Origin of the sequence: Microbacterium soli (genome assembly GCF_039539005.1) — a bacterium.
Classification (GTDB): Bacteria; Actinomycetota; Actinomycetes; order Actinomycetales; family Microbacteriaceae; genus Microbacterium; species Microbacterium soli.
The window spans coordinates 516,102-534,017 of the sequence record NZ_BAABCP010000001.1; the positions used below are offsets into that span (position 1 = coordinate 516,102).

Consider the following 17,916-nt stretch of genomic DNA (forward strand, 5'->3'; position numbering starts at 1 on the left):
GTCAGGCCTGCTCGCAGACCCAGCCGTCCGGGTAGGTGCCGTCTGTGAGGAAGTCCGCCAGTTCGGCGCGCACGTCATCGTCCAGATCCGCATCGGCGCGCGGATAGATGATCGGCTCCTCCTTCTTGTTGTGCTCGTCCAGCAGCACCAGCAGATCCCGGCACTTCGCATCCGCGTCGTCGCCCGCCGCGACCGCGGCGTCCACTCCGTCCATGGCGCGCCACAGCTCGCCGTGCTCGCGCAGCATGACGAAGATCGGCATCATCATGGTGGGCTTCAGCGGCGGGAAGAGGAAGACCTCCTCCAGGTAGATGTGCCGACGCAGGGCCAGCATGGCACCCTGCAGCGCCTGCACGTCACCGGCGTCGCCGAGGAACGCCTCGATCCCGACGTCGATGGCACGGTGCTCGGCGGTCAGTGCGTCCGCGAGCGCCGTCCCCTCTGCCATCAGGACTCCAGCTGCGCGTCGACGGTGATGGTGGCCCCGGCGAACAGTCGCGAGACGGGGCACAGCTTCGCGGCTTCGTCGACGATCGCCGCGAACCCCGCGGCATCCACCCCCGCGACCTTCCCGCGCACGGTCAGGGCCGAGGTGGTGATGGTGGGCACCCCGTCGACCTCGTCGAGGGTGACCTCGCTGGTGACGACCAGCTGCTGCGGCGGGGTCTTGTGCTCGCCGAGCGTCAGCGCCAGCGCCATCGAGAAGCACGAGGAGTGCGCCGCCGCCAGCAGTTCCTCAGGGCTGGACTTGCCCTCCGGGGCCTCCGTGCGCGAGCCCCACGTCACCTGCTGTCCGTCGAGGGCGCCGCTGCTGGTCGTGCCGAAGGTTCCGGTCCCGGCTGCCAGGGTGCCGTCCCAGGTGGTGGTCGCGCTGCGTGCTGCGATGCTCATGTCGTTCCGATCTCGAGTGGTGGTCCACGGGCGTGGCTGTTTATCCACAATAAACCCTGTGGAAAACCCCGCCAACAGGAGACCGGTCGTGAGCACGGCAGCGGAGGCAAGGAGAACGGATGCGGGGAGCCGGGGCCACTCAGCCATGGGTCTCCCCGACGCCCCGCATCCGGGTCGTGCGGGACTGCTGGTGCGTCAGCGCGCGGTCTTGAGCCGGTAGCGCAGCGCCTCCAGCTCGCTGCGCAGCGCTGCCGGCAGCCTGTCGCCGAACATCGAGAAGTACTCCTCGATGGAGTCCGCCTCCGCCTGCCAGGCGTCGACGTCGACCTTGAAGAGCTCGTCGAGATCGGCGTCCGTGATCTCCAGGCCCTCGAGGTTCAGGTCCTCGCGACGCGGCAGCCGGCCGATGGGGCTGTCCTCCGCATCGACATCGCCGTCGATCCGCCGGATGATCCAGTCGATCACGCGCGAGTTGTCGCCGAAGCCCGGCCACAGGAAGCGGCCGTCCTCTCCCCGGCGGAACCAGTTGACCTGGAAGATGCGCGGGGCCCGGTCGAAGCGCAGCGTGCGTCCCACCTTGAGCCAGTGGCCGAAGTAGTCCCCCATGTTGTACCCGCAGAAGGGCAGCATGGCGAACGGGTCGCGGCGCAGCTCCCCGACGGTCCCCTCGGCGGCCGCGGTGCGCTCGGAGGAGATCGTGGCGCCGAGGAAGACGCCGTGCGTCCAGTCCGTCGCCTCGACCACCAGCGGGACGTTGCTGGCGCGGCGTCCGCCGAACAGGATCACATCCAGGGGGACGCCCTCCGGATTCTCCCAGTCCTCGGAGATCTGCGGGCACTGCGCGGCAGAGACGGTGAAACGGGAGTTCGGGTGCGCCGCGGGGCGTCCGGAGTCCGGAGTCCAGGGGTTGCCCTGCCAGTCGATGAGATGCTCCGGGGGCGTGTCGGTCAGCCCCTCCCACCACACGTCCCCGTCGGGGCGCAGCGCGACGTTCGTGAAGATCGTGTTGCCCCACAGGGTCTCCACGGCGGTGACGTTGGTCGACTCGCCGGTGCCCGGGGCGACGCCGAAGAAGCCGGCCTCGGGGTTCATCGCGTACATCCGGCCGTCCTCACCGGGACGGATCCAGACGATGTCGTCGCCGAGGGTCTCGACCTTCCAGCCCGGAATGGTCGGCCGCAGCATCGCGAGGTTGGTCTTGCCGCACGCCGACGGGAACGCGGCGGACACGTGGTACTTCTTCCCCTCCGGCGAGATCACCCGGATCAGCAGCATGTGCTCGGCCAGCCAGCCCTCGTCGCGCGCGATCACCGAGGCGATCCGCAGCGCGAAGCACTTCTTGGCGAGGATGGCGTTCCCGCCGTACCCCGACCCGTAGGAGTAGACCTCCAGCGTGTCGGGGAAGTGGACGATGTACTTCTCGTCGCTGCACGGCCATGCGACGTCCTCCTGGCCGGGCTCGAGAGGCGCCCCGACCGAGTGCACGGTGCGGACCCAGGGCGCTCCGTCGGCGATCTGACGGGTCACCGCCTCGCCGACGCGGGTCATGATGCCCACGGATGCCACGGCGTAGGCGCTGTCGGTGATCTGGACGCCGATGTGCGAGAGCTTCCCGCCGACGGGTCCCATCGAGAACGGGATGACGTACATGACGCGTCCGCGCATGGACCCCGCGAAGATCCGGTCCATGGTGGCGTGCATCTCGACGGGGTCCGCCCAGTTGTTCGTGGGGCCCGCATCCTCCTCCTTCTCGGAGGCGATGAAGGTGCGCGCCTCGGTGCGCGCGACGTCGCTGGGATGCGAGCGGGCGAGGTACGAGCCGGGGCGCCACTCCGGGTTGAGCTTGATGATCTTGCCCTCGTCGACGAGACGCTGCATGATCATCTCGTTCTCGGCGCGCGAGCCGTCGACCCAGTGCACGCTGTCGGGCTGGGTGAGAGCGGCGATCCCGTCCACCCACTCGCGCAGCTCCGCCATCGCGGGCGTGTCGTACGCGGGCGCGGCCCCGAACTCCCGCAGAGGTGCGGCGGACGGGGTGCGGGGGGCGTACGTTTCGGCCATGGCCATGCCTGCTCCTTCGACGACGGATGCGATACATCCATCTTCTGCGCAGTTCTGACAGGATCCCGCTCCGTGCACTGCGAAAATACGATGATTCTTTCGGTTATGCTCAAGGAATGGCAGCAAGTGGACTCGAGCTCAGCACCCTCGGACATCGCATCCGGCACCATCGCACCAAGAAGGCCTACACGCTCGACGAACTCGGAGCCCTGGTGGGGATCGCCGGGTCGCAGCTGAGCCTCATCGAGAACGGGAAGCGCGAGCCGAAGCTTTCCCTGCTCCAGGCGATCGCCCAGGCCTGCGGCACCGACGTCGCCGACCTCATCTCGGGTGAGCCGCCGAACCACCGCGCCGCGTTGGAGATCGAACTCGACCGCGCGCAGGCCAGTCCGGTGTTCCGCCAGCTCGGCATCGCCCCGATCCGCGTCTCCAAGAGCATGAGCGACGAGACCCTCGAGGCCATTCTCGGGCTGCACCGCGAGCTGCACCGTCGCGAGCGCGAAGCCATCGCGACCCCGGAGGAGGCACGGCGCGCGAACACCGAGCTGCGCCTGACCATGCGCGCCAAGGCCAACTACCTGCCGGAGATCGAGGCCCTGGCGGAGAAGCAGCTCAAGAGCGCAGGGCACTCCTCGGGCGCCCTCACGCACCGAACGGTGAGCATCATGGCGGAGAAGCTCGGCTTCGAACTCATCTACGTGGACGATCTGCCGCATTCGACCCGATCCGTCACCGACCTGGAGAACGGACGCATCTACCTTCCGCCGGCCTCGATCCCCGGCGGCCACGGATTGCGCTCCATGGCGCTGCAGGCCATGGCGCACCGCCTGCTCGGACATGTCCGACCCACCGACTATGCGGACTTCCTGCAGCAGCGGCTGGAGATCAACTACTTCGCCGCCTGCTGCCTGATCCCCGAGACCGCGGGGGTGGCGTTCCTCCAGCAGGCGAAGAAGGACCGCAATCTCGCCGTCGAGGACTTCCGGGATGCGTTCGGCGTGACCCACGAGGCCGCCGCCATGCGCATGACGAACCTCATGACCCACCATCTCGACATGCGCCTGCACTTCCTGCGCGTCGACGAGAACGGCGCCATCACCCGGGTGTACGAGAACGACGACCTCACCCTGCCGATGGATGTCACCGGCGCCGTGGAGGGCCAGCCCGCCTGCCGGAAGTTCTCGGCCCGAGCCGCGTTCGAGCAGCGCAACCGCACCACCGAGCACTACCAGTACACCGACACCCCGTCCGGCACGTTCTGGTGCGCGACGCAGATAGGATCCACCACGTCCGGTGGCTTCTCGATCACAGTGGGCGTGCCCTTCGACGACGCGCGCTGGTGGCGGGGCCGCGAGACGACGCACCGCGCGCAGTCGTCGTGCCCCGACGAGGCGTGCTGCCGCCGGGCGCCCGAGGCGGTCTCCCGGCACTGGGAGGGCCGCGCCTGGCCGAGCGCCCGCGTGCACACCCACATGTTCTCGCCACTCCCCCGCGGTGCCTTCCCCGGAGTGGAGGAGAGCGAGGTCTACGCCTTCCTGGACCGGCACGCCGGGGAATAGCACATCCGGCGCCCGCCCCACGCCGCCCGCGGCCCGGCGTCCCGGCGTCAGCGAGAACAGGAGATTCGGCGAGAACAGGACGTCTCCGTCGGCATCCGTCCTGTTCCGGACGATTCTCCTGTTCTGGAGCAGGAGAATCGCCCGGCCGGAGGACGGCCGCCGCACCGGTGCAGGACTATCGGGAGCGGACGGTGAGGGTCTGCGAGGAGGTGCCCAGGGGCCCGGCCTCATCGCTGAGCACGGATTCGGTGAGCCCCGTGCCATCCGCGCCGAACGAGACCGAGGTGTCCAGTCCGAACCACTCCCCGGCCGGCTCGCGGAAGACGGTGGCGGTCAGGTCGACGTTCGGGTACAGCGCCCGCTCGGGGGGCACACGGGTGGCGATGCCGTTGGCGAAGTCGATCATCCCCAGCATCCGGGCCCGCGGTGAGATCGTCTCGCCCTCCAGCAGCGGATGCCGTGGCCGGATCCACGCACGGGAGCGCCCGGCGGCCACCGCCTCGCGTCGCGCGTCGATCGATCGGATGGCACCGCCTGGCCAGACGTCGTCGGGCCGCCATCGCGGCAGCGACTCGCGTTCGGGCATCCGCGGCAGCGGACTGCCGGCGATCGCGGACGTATCGCCCGGCTGCAGCATCCACGCACGCAGCGTGACGGCGGCACGGCCGCCGTGGCGGAGAGTCGCCTCGACGAGCTCGATGGTCCTGCCCGGACGCAGCACCCGCGGAGCCGTGATCTCGAACGCGTCCATCGGGATCACCCCGAGGATGTCGTAGCCCACCCGGGTGAGGATCAGCGGCGACTCCGCCCGCCGCTCCCGGTGCTCGGTCTCCACAAGATGGGCGAGCAGGCCGAGAACGGGCGCGATGTGCTGCTCCCCCGGATTCCACGCGCCGCCGACGTGCTCGGTGGGCTCGAAGACCGTCTCGGACAGGCGCTGGAAATAGCTCGACACGCCATCCATTCTGTCAACTGCGGCGTACGCGGGCGCCCCGACGCCCGTGACGCGCGGCGCGGCGCGTGTCAGACGAGCGCATCGGCGTGCAGACGGACCTCCCGACGGGCGGGGAGGACGACCGGATGCGATCCCGCCATCACCTCGATCACGCGCACCACCTGGCAGGAGTAGCCGTACTCGTTGTCGTACCAGACGTACAGCACGACGTCACGCTCGTTCGCGATGGTCGCCAAGCCGTCGACGATGCCGGCGCGGTGCGAGCCGACGAAGTCGGTGGAGACGACCTCCGGGCTCTCCACGTAGTCGATCTGCTGACGAAGCCGGGAGTGCAGCGAGGCGCGGCGCAGGTAGTCGTTGACCTCGTCCCGCGTGGCCGGGTTCTCCAGCGTGAGATGCAGCACCGCCAGCGACACGTCCGGAGTGGGCACGCGGATCGCCGATCCCGTGAGCCTTCCGGCGAGTTCGGGCAGCGCGCGGGCGACGGCCTTGGCCGCCCCCGTCTCGGTGATGACCATGTTCAGCACGGCCGAGCGCCCCCGACGGTCCCCCTTGTGGAAGTTGTCGATGAGGTTCTGGTCGTTCGTGAACGAGTGCACGGTCTCCACATGGCCGCGCACGATGCCGTACGCCTCGTTCATGGCCGCGAGCACGGGGGTGATGGCGTTGGTGGTGCAGGACGCGGCGGAGAGGATGCGGTCGTCCGGGGTGATCGTGGAGTCGTTGATGCCGTGGACGATGTTCTTCAACCCGCCCTTGCCCGGTGCCGTCAGCAGCACGCGGGCGACTCCGGTGGACCGCAGATGCCGGCTGAGCCCCTCCTCGTCGCGCCAGCGGCCGGTGTTGTCGACGACGATCGCGTCGTGGATGCCGTAGGCGGTGTAGTCGATCGTCCCGGGGTCGTCGGAGTGGATCAGCTGGATGCGGGAGCCGTTGGCGATGATCTGCGCGTTGACCTCGTCGACATCGACGGTGCCCTCGAAGCGGCCGTGCACGGAGTCGCGCAGCAGCAGGGATGCCCGCTTGACGAGGTCGTTCTCCGCCCCCTTGCGCACGACGATGGCGCGCAAGCGCAGACCGCTGCCACCGCCCTTGTGCGCGATGAGGATGCGGGCGAGCAGCCGTCCGATCCGCCCGAAGCCGTAGAGCACGACGTCGACGGGCTCGGTGGGCTCGGCCCCCAGCGCCGGGGCGAGCTCCTCGCGCAGGTACTCGATGAGACCGCGACCGCTGGCGGCGTGCCCCTCGACCAGGCGGGCGACGTCCAGCGAGGCCGCCCCCGGCCCGATCGTCCGCAGAGCCTCGAGCACGGCCAGCGTGTCGGTGAGCTCCAGACGTCGATGCCCCAGCTGTGCGACCCGTTCGTGCACCTCGATGATGCCGGTCGTCGACAGGCCCAGCAGCCGGTGGCCGTGCAGCGACGTGACCACATCGCGTTCCCGGTTCAACCCGCCGATCAGCGGAATCATCCGCTCGGCGAGCTCTTCCTTGATGTGCCAGTCGTCGGAGGGGGTCACGTCATGTTCCATATGCGTCCTTGCGAGCGTGTTCGAGCACCGCGGGATCGCAGCGCTGAGGTGGGGGCGGATTCGCCCTCACCAGGCTAGTCTTCCCGTGCGCATGAACTCGCGGATTTCCGTCTGCAAGATCATCCAATTCGCCCGCATCACCTATAGAACCTCAGTTCTTAACGGGAGATTCTCCGCCGCCGCGGAGGGCAGCTCGTCGCCCGCCCAGGGGTAGGAGGGCTGGGTTCCGGCGGATCCCACGGCGAACGCGCCCACGCGCACGGCGAATCGGACGGCCGTGCGGAGCTCGTCTCCGTCTGCCAGACGCATCGCCAGCGCGCCGACGAACGCATCCCCGGCTCCCGAGGTGTCCACGGCGTCGACACGCGGTGACGCGATCGTCGTCACGCCGTCGTCATCGACGCACAGCGCGCCGCGCGCGCCGAGAGTGAGCACCACCGAGCGCGCGCCCTGCTCCTGCAGCAGGACGGCGATGCGCCCGTCATCGGCATCCGGGTCGGTCCTCCCGGCCACGTCGGCCAGCAGCAGCCGCGCCTCGTGCTCGTTGACCACGAGCGGGTCCGCCGCCTGAAGCAGGTCGCCGGGGACGCCGATGACGGGCGCCAGATTCAGCAGCACCCGGCCTGTGGCGAGCCTCGCCGCGCACGCCGAGGCGTCAACCGGGATCTCCCCCTGCAGGACGACCACCGCGGCCCGGGCGATCGACGCGGAGCGCGCCGCGACGAGGGCGTCATCGACACGCGCGTTGGCTCCGGGGACCACGATGATCGTGTTCTCCCCGACGTCGTCGACGGTGATCCGGGCGATGCCCGTGGGCCCGTCCACGGGCACGACGTCCGTCAGGTCGACACCGGCGCCGGCCAGCAGGCTCAACGCGGTCCGTGCGCGGCCGTCGTCTCCCACGGCGCCGATCATCCCCACGCGCGCGCCCAGCCGCGCCGCGGCGACGGCCTGGTTCGCGCCCTTGCCTCCCGGGGCGACGGTCGATGAGGTCGCCAGCAGCGTCTCCCCGGGAAGCGGATGCCGAGGCACGACGACGATCTCGTCGACGTTGATGGATCCGACGACGCAGACGCCGCCCGCCGAGCCGGAGGGGACCTCTTCGACGCTCCCGGCGCGATCCCGGCTCTGTGTGGTCATCATCGCTTCTCCTCTTCGTGCGCGGAACGTGTCGTGCAGGTCCGAACACGATGGAATCACCTCCCGGAGGGAGAATCCAACGGCGCGGATCCCTGCCGAGCGCTGTCGCCCCGCGCGGGAATCGACAGGTGCGTCCGGCGACCGGCTCGGCCTCACTCCCGGGTGACGTCCTCGAAGATCAGCGTCGTGCGTGTGGAGCGGATCGAGGGGATGGCCTGGATGTCCTCCAGCACGATGCGACGCAGGTCGCGGGTGTCGCTGGCGCGCACGAGCAGGATGACGTCGAAATCCCCTCCGACGAGTGCCATGTGCTCGACCTCGGGGATCGCCCGCAGTCGCGCCTGCACATCCTGCCAGGTGGCCTGCTCGATGGCGAGCATGACATACGCCGAGGCGTGGTGCCCGAGCTTCACAGGGTCGGTGCGCACCGTGTATCCCGTGATCACCCCGGCATCCGTCAGCCGTCTGATCCGGGCGTGCGCGCCCGCCCGGGAGATGTGCACGGCATCCGCGATCGCCGTCATCGACGCACGCGCGTCCTGGCGCAACTCGTCGAGGATGGCACGATCGGTGGCATCCAGATCCATCGGAGCACCCCTTCGTTCTGTCACCGGATTCTGACACTTCGATCGTCAATATCGCAAGTGCGCACCAATCGTCCATTTCTCCAGTCTTTCGATTGGACGATTGGGTGTACCGAGGCATGCTGAGAGCAGATGTTCGGCAAGGAGGGCGAACCGATGCACGACGACGATCTTCTCCCGCGCGACACCCCGGTCCGTCTCATCGACGAGAACGGATCGGCTGTCGACGACGAGCACTACACGATGCCGGATGCCGACACCCTGCTGCGCGCCTATCAGGGCCTGCTGGAGGGGCGGCGCATCAACGACCAGGCCTACGCACTGGTGCGCCAGGGGCGCATGGCCGTCTACCCGTCCTCGCACGGTCAGGAGGCCTGCCAGATCGGTGCGGCCCTCGTGCTCGGCGAGCACGATTGGCTCTTCCCCACCTATCGAGACTCGGTGGCGGTCATCGAACGGGGCGTCACACCGGCGGAGGCCATGGTGCTGCTGGCGGGCGACTGGCACTCCGGCTATGACCCCGCCGAGCACCGCGTCGCCCCGCAGGCCACTCCGCTGGCGACCCAGCTGCTGCACGCGGTCGGCTTCGCGCACGCCGCCCGTCGTCGCGGCGAGGACACGGTCGTGCTGGCGATGTGCGGCGACGGCGCCACCAGCGAAGGCGACTTCCACGAGGCGATGAACTTCGCCGCCGTGTTCCACGTGCCCGTGGTCTTCTTCATCCAGAACAACGAGTTCGCCATCTCCGTGCCGCTGTCCCGGCAGTCCGCGGCGCCGTCCCTCGCGCACAAGGCCATCGGCTACGGGATGCCGGGGCGCCGCGTCGACGGCAACGACGCCGCCGCCGTGCTGGCCGTCCTCGGTGAGGCCGTCGACAGGGCGCGGTCCGGCGGCGGTCCCTCGCTGGTCGAGGCGCACACCTACCGCATGCAGGCGCACACCAACGCCGACGACGACACCCGCTACCGCGAGAGCGCCGAGGTGAAGGCCTGGGCGGAACGCGACCCCCTGTTGCGCATGCGCACCCACCTGACCGCACGGGGACTTCTCGACGACGACATCGAGGGGCGGTTGCAGGCGGGCGCCGAGGAGATCGCCGTGGCCCTGCGCGCCGCCTTGAACACGGAGGCGGACCTCGAGCCCGAGGACCTGTTCCGCTTCGTCACCGCGGACCGCTCCCCGCAGCTGGAGGAGCAGTGGCAACTGCTGCGCGACGAGATCGAACGCGCGTCCCTCACCGATGCAGGAGGCAGATGATGACCATCGCACAGGACTTCCGTCTCGACGCCCCGCGGCACGTGGTCGGCACCATGACCATGGCAGCCGCGCTCAATCGCGCACTGGCCGACTCCATCGCCGAGGACCCGGAGGTCGTGGTCTTCGGCGAGGACGTCGGCGCGCTGGGCGGCGTGTTCCGCATCACCGACGGCCTGGCCGAGCGCTTCGGCGAGGACCGCTGCTTCGACACGCCGCTGGCGGAATCCGGGATCGTCGGCACCGCCGTCGGCATGGCGATGAACGGCATGCGCCCGGTCGTGGAGATGCAGTTCGACGCGTTCGCCCTGCCCGCCTTCGAGCAGGTGGTCAGCCATGTCGCGAAGATGGGCAATCGCACGCGCGGGGCCGTGCGGATGCCGTTGGTCATCCGCATCCCCTTCGGCGGCGGCATCGGCGGGGTGGAGCACCACTGCGACTCCTCCGAGGCGTACTACGCGCACACGCCGGGGCTCACGGTCGTCTCGCCGTCGACTCCGCAGGATGCCTATTCGATGCTGCGTGCGGCGATCGCCTCGCCCGATCCGGTGGTGTTCCTGGAGCCCAAGAAGCTGTACTGGTCCAAGGGCGAGGTGGACACCTCGATGACCGTGGACCTCGGCACGGCCCGCATCGCGCGGGAGGGCGCGGATGTCACGGTGCTCGCGTACGCGGCCATGGTGCCGGTGGCGCTGGAGGCCGCCGAGATCGCCGCGAGCGAGGGTCGCAGCGTGCAGGTCGTCGATGTGCGCAGCCTGTCGCCCTTCGACGACGCCACCGTCACCGCGGCGGTCCGGTCGACGGGGCGCGCCGTGGTGGTCGCCGAGGCGCCGGGCTACGTGAGCGTGGCCGGCGAGATCCAGGCGCGCGTGTTCGAGCGCTGCTTCGAATACCTCGAGGCGCCCGTGCGCAGAGTCACCGGGTTCGACACGCCGTTCGCGCCACCGAAGATGGAGCACTGGTACCTGCCGGACGCCGACCGCATCCTGGACGCGATCGACACGCTGCACTGGGAGGACGAGCAGACCGAGGACGGTGCGCGATGACGACGGCGACCGCGCAGGTGTTCCGCTTGCCCGACCTCGGTGAGGGACTCACCGAGGCGGGTCTCGTGCAGTGGCTCGTGAAGGTCGGCGACTCGATCGCGACCGATCAGCCCATCGCCGAGGTGGAGACCGCCAAGAGCATCGTCGAGCTGCCCTCGCCGTTCGCCGGCGTCATCACCGCTCTGCATGGCGAACCCGGGGACACCATCGAGGTGGGAGCACCGGTGCTGGAGGTCGCCGCCGATGCCCCCGGGACCGGATCGTCCGCCGATCCGGTGGGGGCGTCGGCGGTCGTCGGAGCCGACAGCACGGAGAAGGACGCGTACCGCTCGGAGGAGCGCGCCGGATCCGGGTCGGGCAATGTGCTCATCGGCTATGGGACCAGCGAGCGCACCGGCTCCGGCCGGCGACGCCCTCGCGGGTCGCGCGCATCCGCCCACCCCGCCGCATCAGCGGTGCCGTCCGGGCGCGCCGTCCCGACGGCACCGGACACGGCGGTCAGGTCGGCCGACGCCGCGCCGCGGCATCCGGTCGCCGTGCGCTCCCCGCTGGTGCGCCGTCTGGCGCGCGACCTCGGGGTGGACGTGCAGGCCATCACCGGCACCGGCGCGGACGGGGCGATCACGCGCGCCGATGTGCTGCGCGCCGCCGTGGACAGCGGGGTCGACGGCATCGCGCCGACGCCGTCGACCGCCGCGCCCTCAGCCGACGGCTCCCTCGATGGCCTGTCGGTGATCTCCCGCGAGCGGATGAGTCCGCTGCGCCAGGCGGTCAGTGCGAAGCTGTCCCGCAGCCGAGCGGAGATCCCCGAGGCGACCGTGTGGGTGGACGTCGACGCGACGGCGCTGTGGGAGCTGCGCGCGCAGCTGACGGCCGAGGACGGTCGTGCACCCTCGCTCACGGCGCTGCTGGCACGGTTCACCCTCATCGCCCTGGCGGAGTTCCCGCTGCTGGCCGCCCGACTCGGCGACGACGCCGCAGAGATCGTCTCCCTCGACGGCGTCAACCTCGGCATCGCCGCCGACACCGATCGCGGCCTCCTCGTACCGGTGATCCCCCGCGCGCACGAGCTCACCATCGACCGCTTGGACGCCGCGCTGCGCGAACTCGCCGAGACGGCCCGGTCGGGACGGATGCCGCCCGAACGACTGCGCGGGTCGACGTTCACACTCAACAACTACGGCGGCCTGGGCGTGGACGGGTCGGCGCCCATCATCAACCATCCGGATGTCGCCATGCTCGGCATCGGCCGCATCATCGAGCGCCCCTGGGTCGTGGACGGCGCCATCGTCGCCCGCCGCATCGCCCAGCTCTCGCTCGTGTTCGACCACCGGGTGTGCGACGGCGGCTACGCCGCAGGGTTCCTGCGGCGCGTGGTGGAGCTCATCGAGCATCCCCTGCGCGTCTACGGACGGCTCTGACCCGCCGCCGCTGTATTGCCAACTCCACGTCGATCTGCCATCATCATTCCTGAACGATCGGTCTGATAATCGTCGTGACGCATGCGAAGGGATGAAGATGTCCGAGGCGTATCTGGTGGACGGGATCCGCACGCCCGTCGGACGATACGGGGGTGCGCTCGCCGGCGTGCGGCCCGACGATCTCGCCGCACTCGTCGTCGGCGAGACGGTCTCCCGGTCCGGTGTGCCGCACGAGGCGATCGACGAGGTCATCCTCGGCGCGGCCAACCAGGCCGGCGAGGACAACCGCAACGTCGCCCGCATGGCGGTGCTGCTGGCCGGGCTGCCGGACACGCTGCCGGGGATCACCGTCAACAGACTGTGCGCCTCGGGCATGTCGGCGATCACGATGGCCTCGCAGGCGATCCGCGCCGGTGACGCCGAGGTGATCATCGCCGGCGGGGTGGAGTCCATGTCCCGGGCGCCATGGGTGCAGGCCAAGCCCGAGCGGGCGTGGGCGAAACCCGGCCCGGCCTACGACACGTCGATCGGCTGGCGCTTCCCGAACCCGAAGCTGCTCGCCCGCGACAAGGCGACCTACTCCATGCCGGAGACCGCCGAGGAGGTCGCCCGCGTCGACGGCATCAGCCGAGAGGATGCGGACGCCTTCGCCCTGCTCAGCCATCAGCGCGCGCTCGCCGCGATCGATGCGGGACGGCTGGCGGCGGAGATCGTCGCCGTGCAGACCCCGCGAGGGACGGTGGACACCGACGAGGGCCCGCGGCGCGACACCTCGCTGGAGGCGCTCGCGAAGCTGCGTCCGGTCGTGACGGGCGGCCATGTCGTCACCGCCGGCAACGCCAGCTCGCTCAACGACGGCGCCTCGGCGATCATCGTGGCCGGCGCGGACGCCGTGCAGCGGTACGGTCTGCGCGCCCGCGCGCGCATCGTCGCCTCCGCGACCGCGGCGCTCGCCCCCGAGATCATGGGCCTGGGGCCGGTTCCCGCCACGGAGAAGGCGCTCGCGAAGGCGGGACTCACCGCCGGCGACCTGGGCGCCATCGAGCTCAACGAGGCCTTCGCCACGCAGTCGCTGGCCAGCATCCGCCGACTCGGCCTGGACCCGGAGATCGTCAACACCGACGGGGGCGCGATCGCCCTCGGGCATCCGCTCGGCTCCAGCGGGTCGCGCCTGATCGTCACGCTGCTGCGTCGCCTCGAGCAGACCGGCGCCCGCTACGGCCTGGCGACCATGTGCGTGGGCGTCGGCCAGGGCACCGCGATGATCGTGGAGCGCGTCTCATGACCGTCGTCACCGAGCTCCGGGCGACCGCAGCGACCGTCCTCCCCCGCACCCGCCCCGGAAGGTGGGGCGATGAGCCGCGGGGCAGCCGGAGGTGGGACGATGAGTGAGGAGCCGCTGCTCATCGAGCGCCGCGGGGATCGCATCACAGCGACCCTGAACCGTCCCGCGAAGCGCAACGCCATCGACCAGGACATGATCGACGCCCTGCACGCGCTGTGCGCCGAGCTCGAGGCCGAGCCGCGCACGCTGATCATCACCGGCGGAGGCACCGTGTTCGCGAGCGGTGCCGACATCGCCCAGCTCCGCGACCGCGACGCCGGCGACGCGCGGAAGGCCATCAACGCGACCGCCTTCATCCGCATCAACGAACTGCCCATGCCGGTGATCGCCGCCGTCAGCGGGTACGCCCTGGGCGGCGGTGCCGAGCTCGCCTACGCCGCCGATCTGCGCATCGCCTCGCCGACGCTGAAGATCGGCAACCCCGAGACCGGGCTCGGCATCATGGCCGCCGCCGGGGCCACCTGGCGTCTGCCCGAGATCGTCGGCAGTGCCCGGGCGAGCGAACTGCTGCTGACGGGGCGCATCCTCGACGCGGACGAGGCGCTGGCGTGGGGGCTCGTCTCGAGCATCCATCCCGCCGACGAACTGCTCGTCGCGGCGCACGCCATGGCCGACCGCATCGCCGCGAACGACGCGCTCGCCACACGGCACACCAAGCGCGCGCTGCGCGCCCCGCGCACGCAGCACCCCGACATCGAACGCGAGCTGCAGGCCGAGCTGTTCGACAGCGCGGAGAAGCACCGCCGGATGACGGCGTTCCTGGAGCGCAGGAGGAAGGCATCATGACCGTCCCCGGAGTCGTCGGCGTCCTGGGCGGCGGGCGCATGGGCGCGGGCATCGCGCACGCGTTCCTGCTGGCGGGCTCCCGCGTGCAGGTCGTCGAGCGCGACACGGAATCGGCGGATGCCGCGCGCGAGCGCGTGCTGGCGGCCCTGGCCGTCTCCGTGCAGCGCGGCGACCTCGCCGACGCCGCGGAGGCGGCCACCGCTCTGGAGGCCGGGACGGATGCGGCGGCGTTCTCCGACGCGGGCCTCGTGATCGAGGCCGTACCGGAGGACCGCCGCCTCAAGATCGACGCACTGACGCGCATCGAGACCGCCGTCGGCGATCATGCGGTGCTGGCCACCAACACGTCGTCCATCTCCGTCGACGCGCTCGCGGACGCTCTCGCGCGTCCGGAGCGCTTCCTCGGACTGCACTTCTTCAACCCCGTCCCGGCGTCGAGGCTCGTCGAGGTGGTCCTCGGCGACCGCACGTCTCCGGACGTCGTCTCCTCCGCCCGGGAGTGGGTGACGGCATTGCGCAAGACGCCGGTCGTCGTGCGCGACTCCCCCGGCTTCGCCTCCAGCAGGCTCGGGGTGATGCTGGGGCTGGAGGCGATCCGGATGCTGGAGGAGGGCGTCGCCGAACCCGCCGACATCGACGCGGCTATGGAACTGGGGTATCGGCATCCGATGGGCCCGCTGCGCACCACCGACGTCGTCGGACTGGACGTGCGGCTGGGGATCGCCGAGGAGCTGGCCCGCGAGCTGGGCCCGCGGTTCGAGCCTCCGGCGCTGCTGCGGCGGATGGTCGCCGAGGGAAAGCTGGGCCGCAAGAGCGGCGAGGGATTCTACGTGTGGAACGAGGAGCGATGACCGACTGTCTGCCGAGCTATGTGCAGGGCGCCTGGTGGGCCCCGGATGCCGATGCGGGTGCCTCCGGTGCGCCGAACGCCACCGAGGTCCGCGACGCATCCACGGGCGAGGTGATCGCGCGCGTCTCCACGGAGGGTCTCGATCTCGCCGGTGCCCTGGAGTACGCCCGCACCACGGGCCACAGGAGCCTGGCCGCTCTCACCTTCCACCAGCGGGCCGTGCTGCTCAAGCGGTTCGCCCTCGCCCTGACCGAACGCAAGGACGAGCTGTACGCACTGTCGGCACGCACGGGGGCGACGAAGGCCGACTCCTGGGTCGACATCGACGGCGGCATCGGCGTGCTGTTCTCCTACTCCGGCAAGGGCCGCCGCGAACTGCCGAACAGCCGGGTGCACGTCGACGGCCCCGTCGAGCCGCTCTCGAAGGACGGCTCGTTCCTGGGCCGCCACATCTACACGACACTGCCGGGCGTGGCCGTGCAGATCAACGCCTTCAACTTCCCGGTCTGGGGTTCGCTGGAGAAGTTCGCCCCCGCATTCCTGGCCGGCATGCCCACGCTCGTCAAGCCCGCCACGCCCACCGGCTACCTGGCCGAGGCGATGGTGCGCATCCTCGTCGACTCCGGCCTGCTGCCCGAGGGCTCGCTGCAGCTGGTCAGCGGCAGCGTGCCCGATCTGTTCGACAACCTGCGCCTGGGCGACCTGGTCGGCTTCACCGGCAGCGCGTCGACCGCGGAGTCGCTGCGCCGGCACCCGTCGGTGCAGACCGGCGGGGTGCGCTTCACCGCCGAGACCGACTCGATCAACGCCTCGGTGCTGGGCACGGATGCCACCGCCGGCACGCCCGAATTCGATGCGTACGTGCGCCAGCTGGTCACCGAGATGACCACCAAGGCCGGCCAGAAGTGCACGGCGATCCGCCGTGCGATCGTGCCGACAGCAGTGGCCGACGACGTCGTCGAGGCCGTGCGCGCACGCATCGCCGAGAAGACGGTGCTGGGCGACCCGCGTGCGGACGGCGTGACGATGGGGCCGTTGGCCTCTACCGCGCAGCGCGACGAGGTGCTGCGTCAGGTGCAGAGGCTGCAGGACGCCGGAGGACGGATCGTCGTCGGCTCGACGGATGCCCCCGAGGTGCGCCTCGTCGACGGCGCCACGGGTTCGGCCCCGGAGGGCGCGTTCGTCTCCCCGGTGCTGCTGCGCTTCGACGATGCACAGGCGGATGCCGTGCACGGCGTCGAGGCGTTCGGGCCCGTCTCCTCGCTGCTGACCTACGACACCGCCGCGGAGGCCGCGGCTCTCGTCAACCGCGGCGGCGGTTCGCTCGTCACGAGCATCGCCACGCACGACCCCGCGCAGGCGGCGGAGCTCGCGACCCGCATCGCGCCGTTCAACGGTCGGATGCTGGTGCTCGACCGCGACGACGCCCGCAGCTCCACCGGGCACGGGTCACCGCTGCCCGGGCTCGTGCACGGCGGGCCGGGCCGGGCCGGCGGCGGGGAGGAGCTCGGCGGCATCCGTGCCGTACTGCACCACATGCAGCGCACGGCCGTGCAGGGCTCACCGGAGATGCTCACCGCCCTGACCGGCGTGTGGCACGCCGGCGCGACCGCGCACGTCGGCGACCGGCACCCGTTCCGCAAGTCGCTGGCCGAGCTGCGGATCGGCGACCAGATCGTCTCCGCATCCCGCGAGGTGACCCTCGACGACATCGAGACCTTCGCGCATTTCACGGGAGACACGTTCTACGCGCACATGGACGAGAAGTCGGCCGCCGCGAACCCGTTCTTCCCCGGCCGCGTGGCGCACGGCTACCTGCTCGTCTCCTGGGCCGCAGGGCTTTTCGTCGACCCGGAGCCGGGCCCCGTGCTCGCCAACTACGGGCTGGAGAACCTGCGGTTCATCACCCCCGTCTCCCCCGGCGACAGCATCCGTGTGGAGCTGACGGCCAAGCAGATCACCCCGCGCGAGACCGACGAGTACGGGGAGGTGCGCTGGGATGCCGTCATCCGCAACCAGCACGACGACCTCGTCGCCACCTACGACGTGCTCACCCTCGTGAGCAAGGAGCCCACCGCCGAGAAGGTTCCCGCATGAGGGCGATGATGCGGCGCGATGCGGCCTCGGCGATGCTCGGCATGGTCGTGGAGCTCGACGAGCCCGGTCGCTCGGTGGTGTCGATGACCGTCCGGGAGGACATGCTCAACGGCTTCGCGATCACCCACGGCGGACTGGTGTTCGCGCTGGCCGACACGGCGTTCGCGATCGCCTGCAACGAGGACGAGCGCGTGACCGTCGCCGCGGGAGCGGACATCACCTTCCTGAAGTCGACCACCGCCGGCCAGAGGCTCACGGCGACGGCCGCCCGCCGCGTCGTGAGCGGCCGCACCGGGCTCTACGACGTCACGGTGACCGACGAGACCGGCGACGTCGTCGCCGAGATGCGCGGTCGCTCGATCACCACGAACCGCGCCGCTGAATGACGCCCTGAACCG

16 protein-coding genes are annotated in these 17,916 nt (G+C 70.6%); 9 read left to right on the forward strand and 7 right to left on the reverse strand.

The window, feature by feature from the left end:
- Position 1 precedes the first annotated feature (1 nt).
- The 3 genes from ABD770_RS02435 to ABD770_RS02445 form a co-directional block, all read right to left on the reverse strand.
- Positions 2 to 448: a hemerythrin domain-containing protein gene (locus ABD770_RS02435; protein ID WP_344817903.1), complete on the reverse strand. Its 447-nt coding sequence runs from the start codon at positions 446 to 448 to the stop codon at positions 2 to 4.
- The gene (locus tag ABD770_RS02440; RefSeq protein WP_344817904.1) at positions 448 to 891 is read right to left on the reverse strand and encodes an OsmC family peroxiredoxin; all 444 of its coding nucleotides are present in this window, start codon (positions 889 to 891) and stop codon (positions 448 to 450) included. Before ABD770_RS02440 ends, ABD770_RS02435 begins: the two co-directional genes overlap by 1 nt.
- A gap of 195 nt (positions 892 to 1,086) precedes the next feature.
- Positions 1,087 to 2,958: a phosphoenolpyruvate carboxykinase (GTP) gene (locus ABD770_RS02445; RefSeq protein WP_425562719.1), complete on the reverse strand. Its 1,872-nt coding sequence runs from the start codon at positions 2,956 to 2,958 to the stop codon at positions 1,087 to 1,089.
- Between the two features lie 110 nt (positions 2,959 to 3,068).
- Between ABD770_RS02445 and ABD770_RS02450 the strand changes: the two genes are divergently transcribed.
- Positions 3,069 to 4,511, forward strand: a complete 1,443-nt coding sequence (locus tag ABD770_RS02450) for a helix-turn-helix domain-containing protein (protein ID WP_344817905.1) — start codon at positions 3,069 to 3,071, stop codon at positions 4,509 to 4,511.
- 175 nt (positions 4,512 to 4,686) lie between these two features.
- Here ABD770_RS02450 and ABD770_RS02455 read toward each other — a convergent pair whose 3' ends face one another.
- From ABD770_RS02455 to ABD770_RS02470, 4 genes are all read right to left on the reverse strand, one after another.
- Positions 4,687 to 5,475: a thioesterase family protein gene (locus ABD770_RS02455; protein ID WP_344817906.1), complete on the reverse strand. Its 789-nt coding sequence runs from the start codon at positions 5,473 to 5,475 to the stop codon at positions 4,687 to 4,689.
- 59 nt (positions 5,476 to 5,534) lie between these two features.
- A complete protein-coding gene (locus tag ABD770_RS02460) occupies positions 5,535 to 6,995 on the reverse strand; it encodes a glyceraldehyde-3-phosphate dehydrogenase (protein WP_425562720.1) in 1,461 nt (486 codons plus the stop codon).
- A gap of 141 nt (positions 6,996 to 7,136) precedes the next feature.
- The gene (locus ABD770_RS02465; RefSeq protein WP_344817908.1) at positions 7,137 to 8,138 is read right to left on the reverse strand and encodes a ribokinase; all 1,002 of its coding nucleotides are present in this window, start codon (positions 8,136 to 8,138) and stop codon (positions 7,137 to 7,139) included.
- A 149-nt stretch (positions 8,139 to 8,287) separates the two neighbouring features.
- On the reverse strand, positions 8,288 to 8,722 hold the full coding sequence (locus tag ABD770_RS02470) for an Lrp/AsnC family transcriptional regulator (protein WP_344817909.1): 435 nt from the start codon (positions 8,720 to 8,722) through the stop codon (positions 8,288 to 8,290).
- Positions 8,723 to 8,875: 153 nt separating this feature from the next.
- Between ABD770_RS02470 and pdhA the strand changes: the two genes are divergently transcribed.
- From pdhA to paaI, 8 genes are all read left to right on the forward strand, one after another.
- Positions 8,876 to 9,976: a pyruvate dehydrogenase (acetyl-transferring) E1 component subunit alpha gene (pdhA, locus tag ABD770_RS02475; RefSeq protein WP_344817910.1), complete on the forward strand. Its 1,101-nt coding sequence runs from the start codon at positions 8,876 to 8,878 to the stop codon at positions 9,974 to 9,976.
- A complete protein-coding gene (locus ABD770_RS02480) occupies positions 9,976 to 11,019 on the forward strand; it encodes an alpha-ketoacid dehydrogenase subunit beta (RefSeq protein ID WP_344817911.1) in 1,044 nt (347 codons plus the stop codon). Before pdhA ends, ABD770_RS02480 begins: the two co-directional genes overlap by 1 nt.
- Positions 11,016 to 12,440 (forward strand): dihydrolipoamide acetyltransferase family protein, encoded by a 1,425-nt coding sequence (locus ABD770_RS02485; protein ID WP_344817912.1) that lies wholly within the window; start codon positions 11,016 to 11,018, stop codon positions 12,438 to 12,440. The genes ABD770_RS02480 and ABD770_RS02485 overlap by 4 nt, the downstream gene beginning before the upstream one ends.
- Before the next feature lie 97 nt (positions 12,441 to 12,537).
- Positions 12,538 to 13,725 carry a thiolase family protein gene (locus ABD770_RS02490; RefSeq protein WP_344817913.1) on the forward strand — a complete coding sequence of 396 codons (1,188 nt, stop codon included), beginning with the start codon at positions 12,538 to 12,540 and terminating at the stop codon, positions 13,723 to 13,725.
- A gap of 99 nt (positions 13,726 to 13,824) precedes the next feature.
- Positions 13,825 to 14,571, forward strand: coding sequence for an enoyl-CoA hydratase/isomerase family protein (locus ABD770_RS02495; RefSeq protein WP_344817914.1), 747 nt, complete (start codon positions 13,825 to 13,827; stop codon positions 14,569 to 14,571).
- On the forward strand, positions 14,568 to 15,422 hold the full coding sequence (locus ABD770_RS02500) for a 3-hydroxyacyl-CoA dehydrogenase family protein (RefSeq protein ID WP_344817915.1): 855 nt from the start codon (positions 14,568 to 14,570) through the stop codon (positions 15,420 to 15,422). The genes ABD770_RS02495 and ABD770_RS02500 overlap by 4 nt, the downstream gene beginning before the upstream one ends.
- Complete coding sequence (gene paaZ, locus ABD770_RS02505; RefSeq protein ID WP_344817916.1) at positions 15,419 to 17,518, forward strand: phenylacetic acid degradation bifunctional protein PaaZ; 2,100 nt, start codon at positions 15,419 to 15,421, stop codon at positions 17,516 to 17,518. Before ABD770_RS02500 ends, paaZ begins: the two co-directional genes overlap by 4 nt.
- Complete coding sequence (paaI, locus tag ABD770_RS02510; RefSeq protein ID WP_344817917.1) at positions 17,515 to 17,904, forward strand: hydroxyphenylacetyl-CoA thioesterase PaaI; 390 nt, start codon at positions 17,515 to 17,517, stop codon at positions 17,902 to 17,904. The genes paaZ and paaI overlap by 4 nt, the downstream gene beginning before the upstream one ends.
- The last annotated feature ends 12 nt before the right edge of the window (positions 17,905 to 17,916 follow it).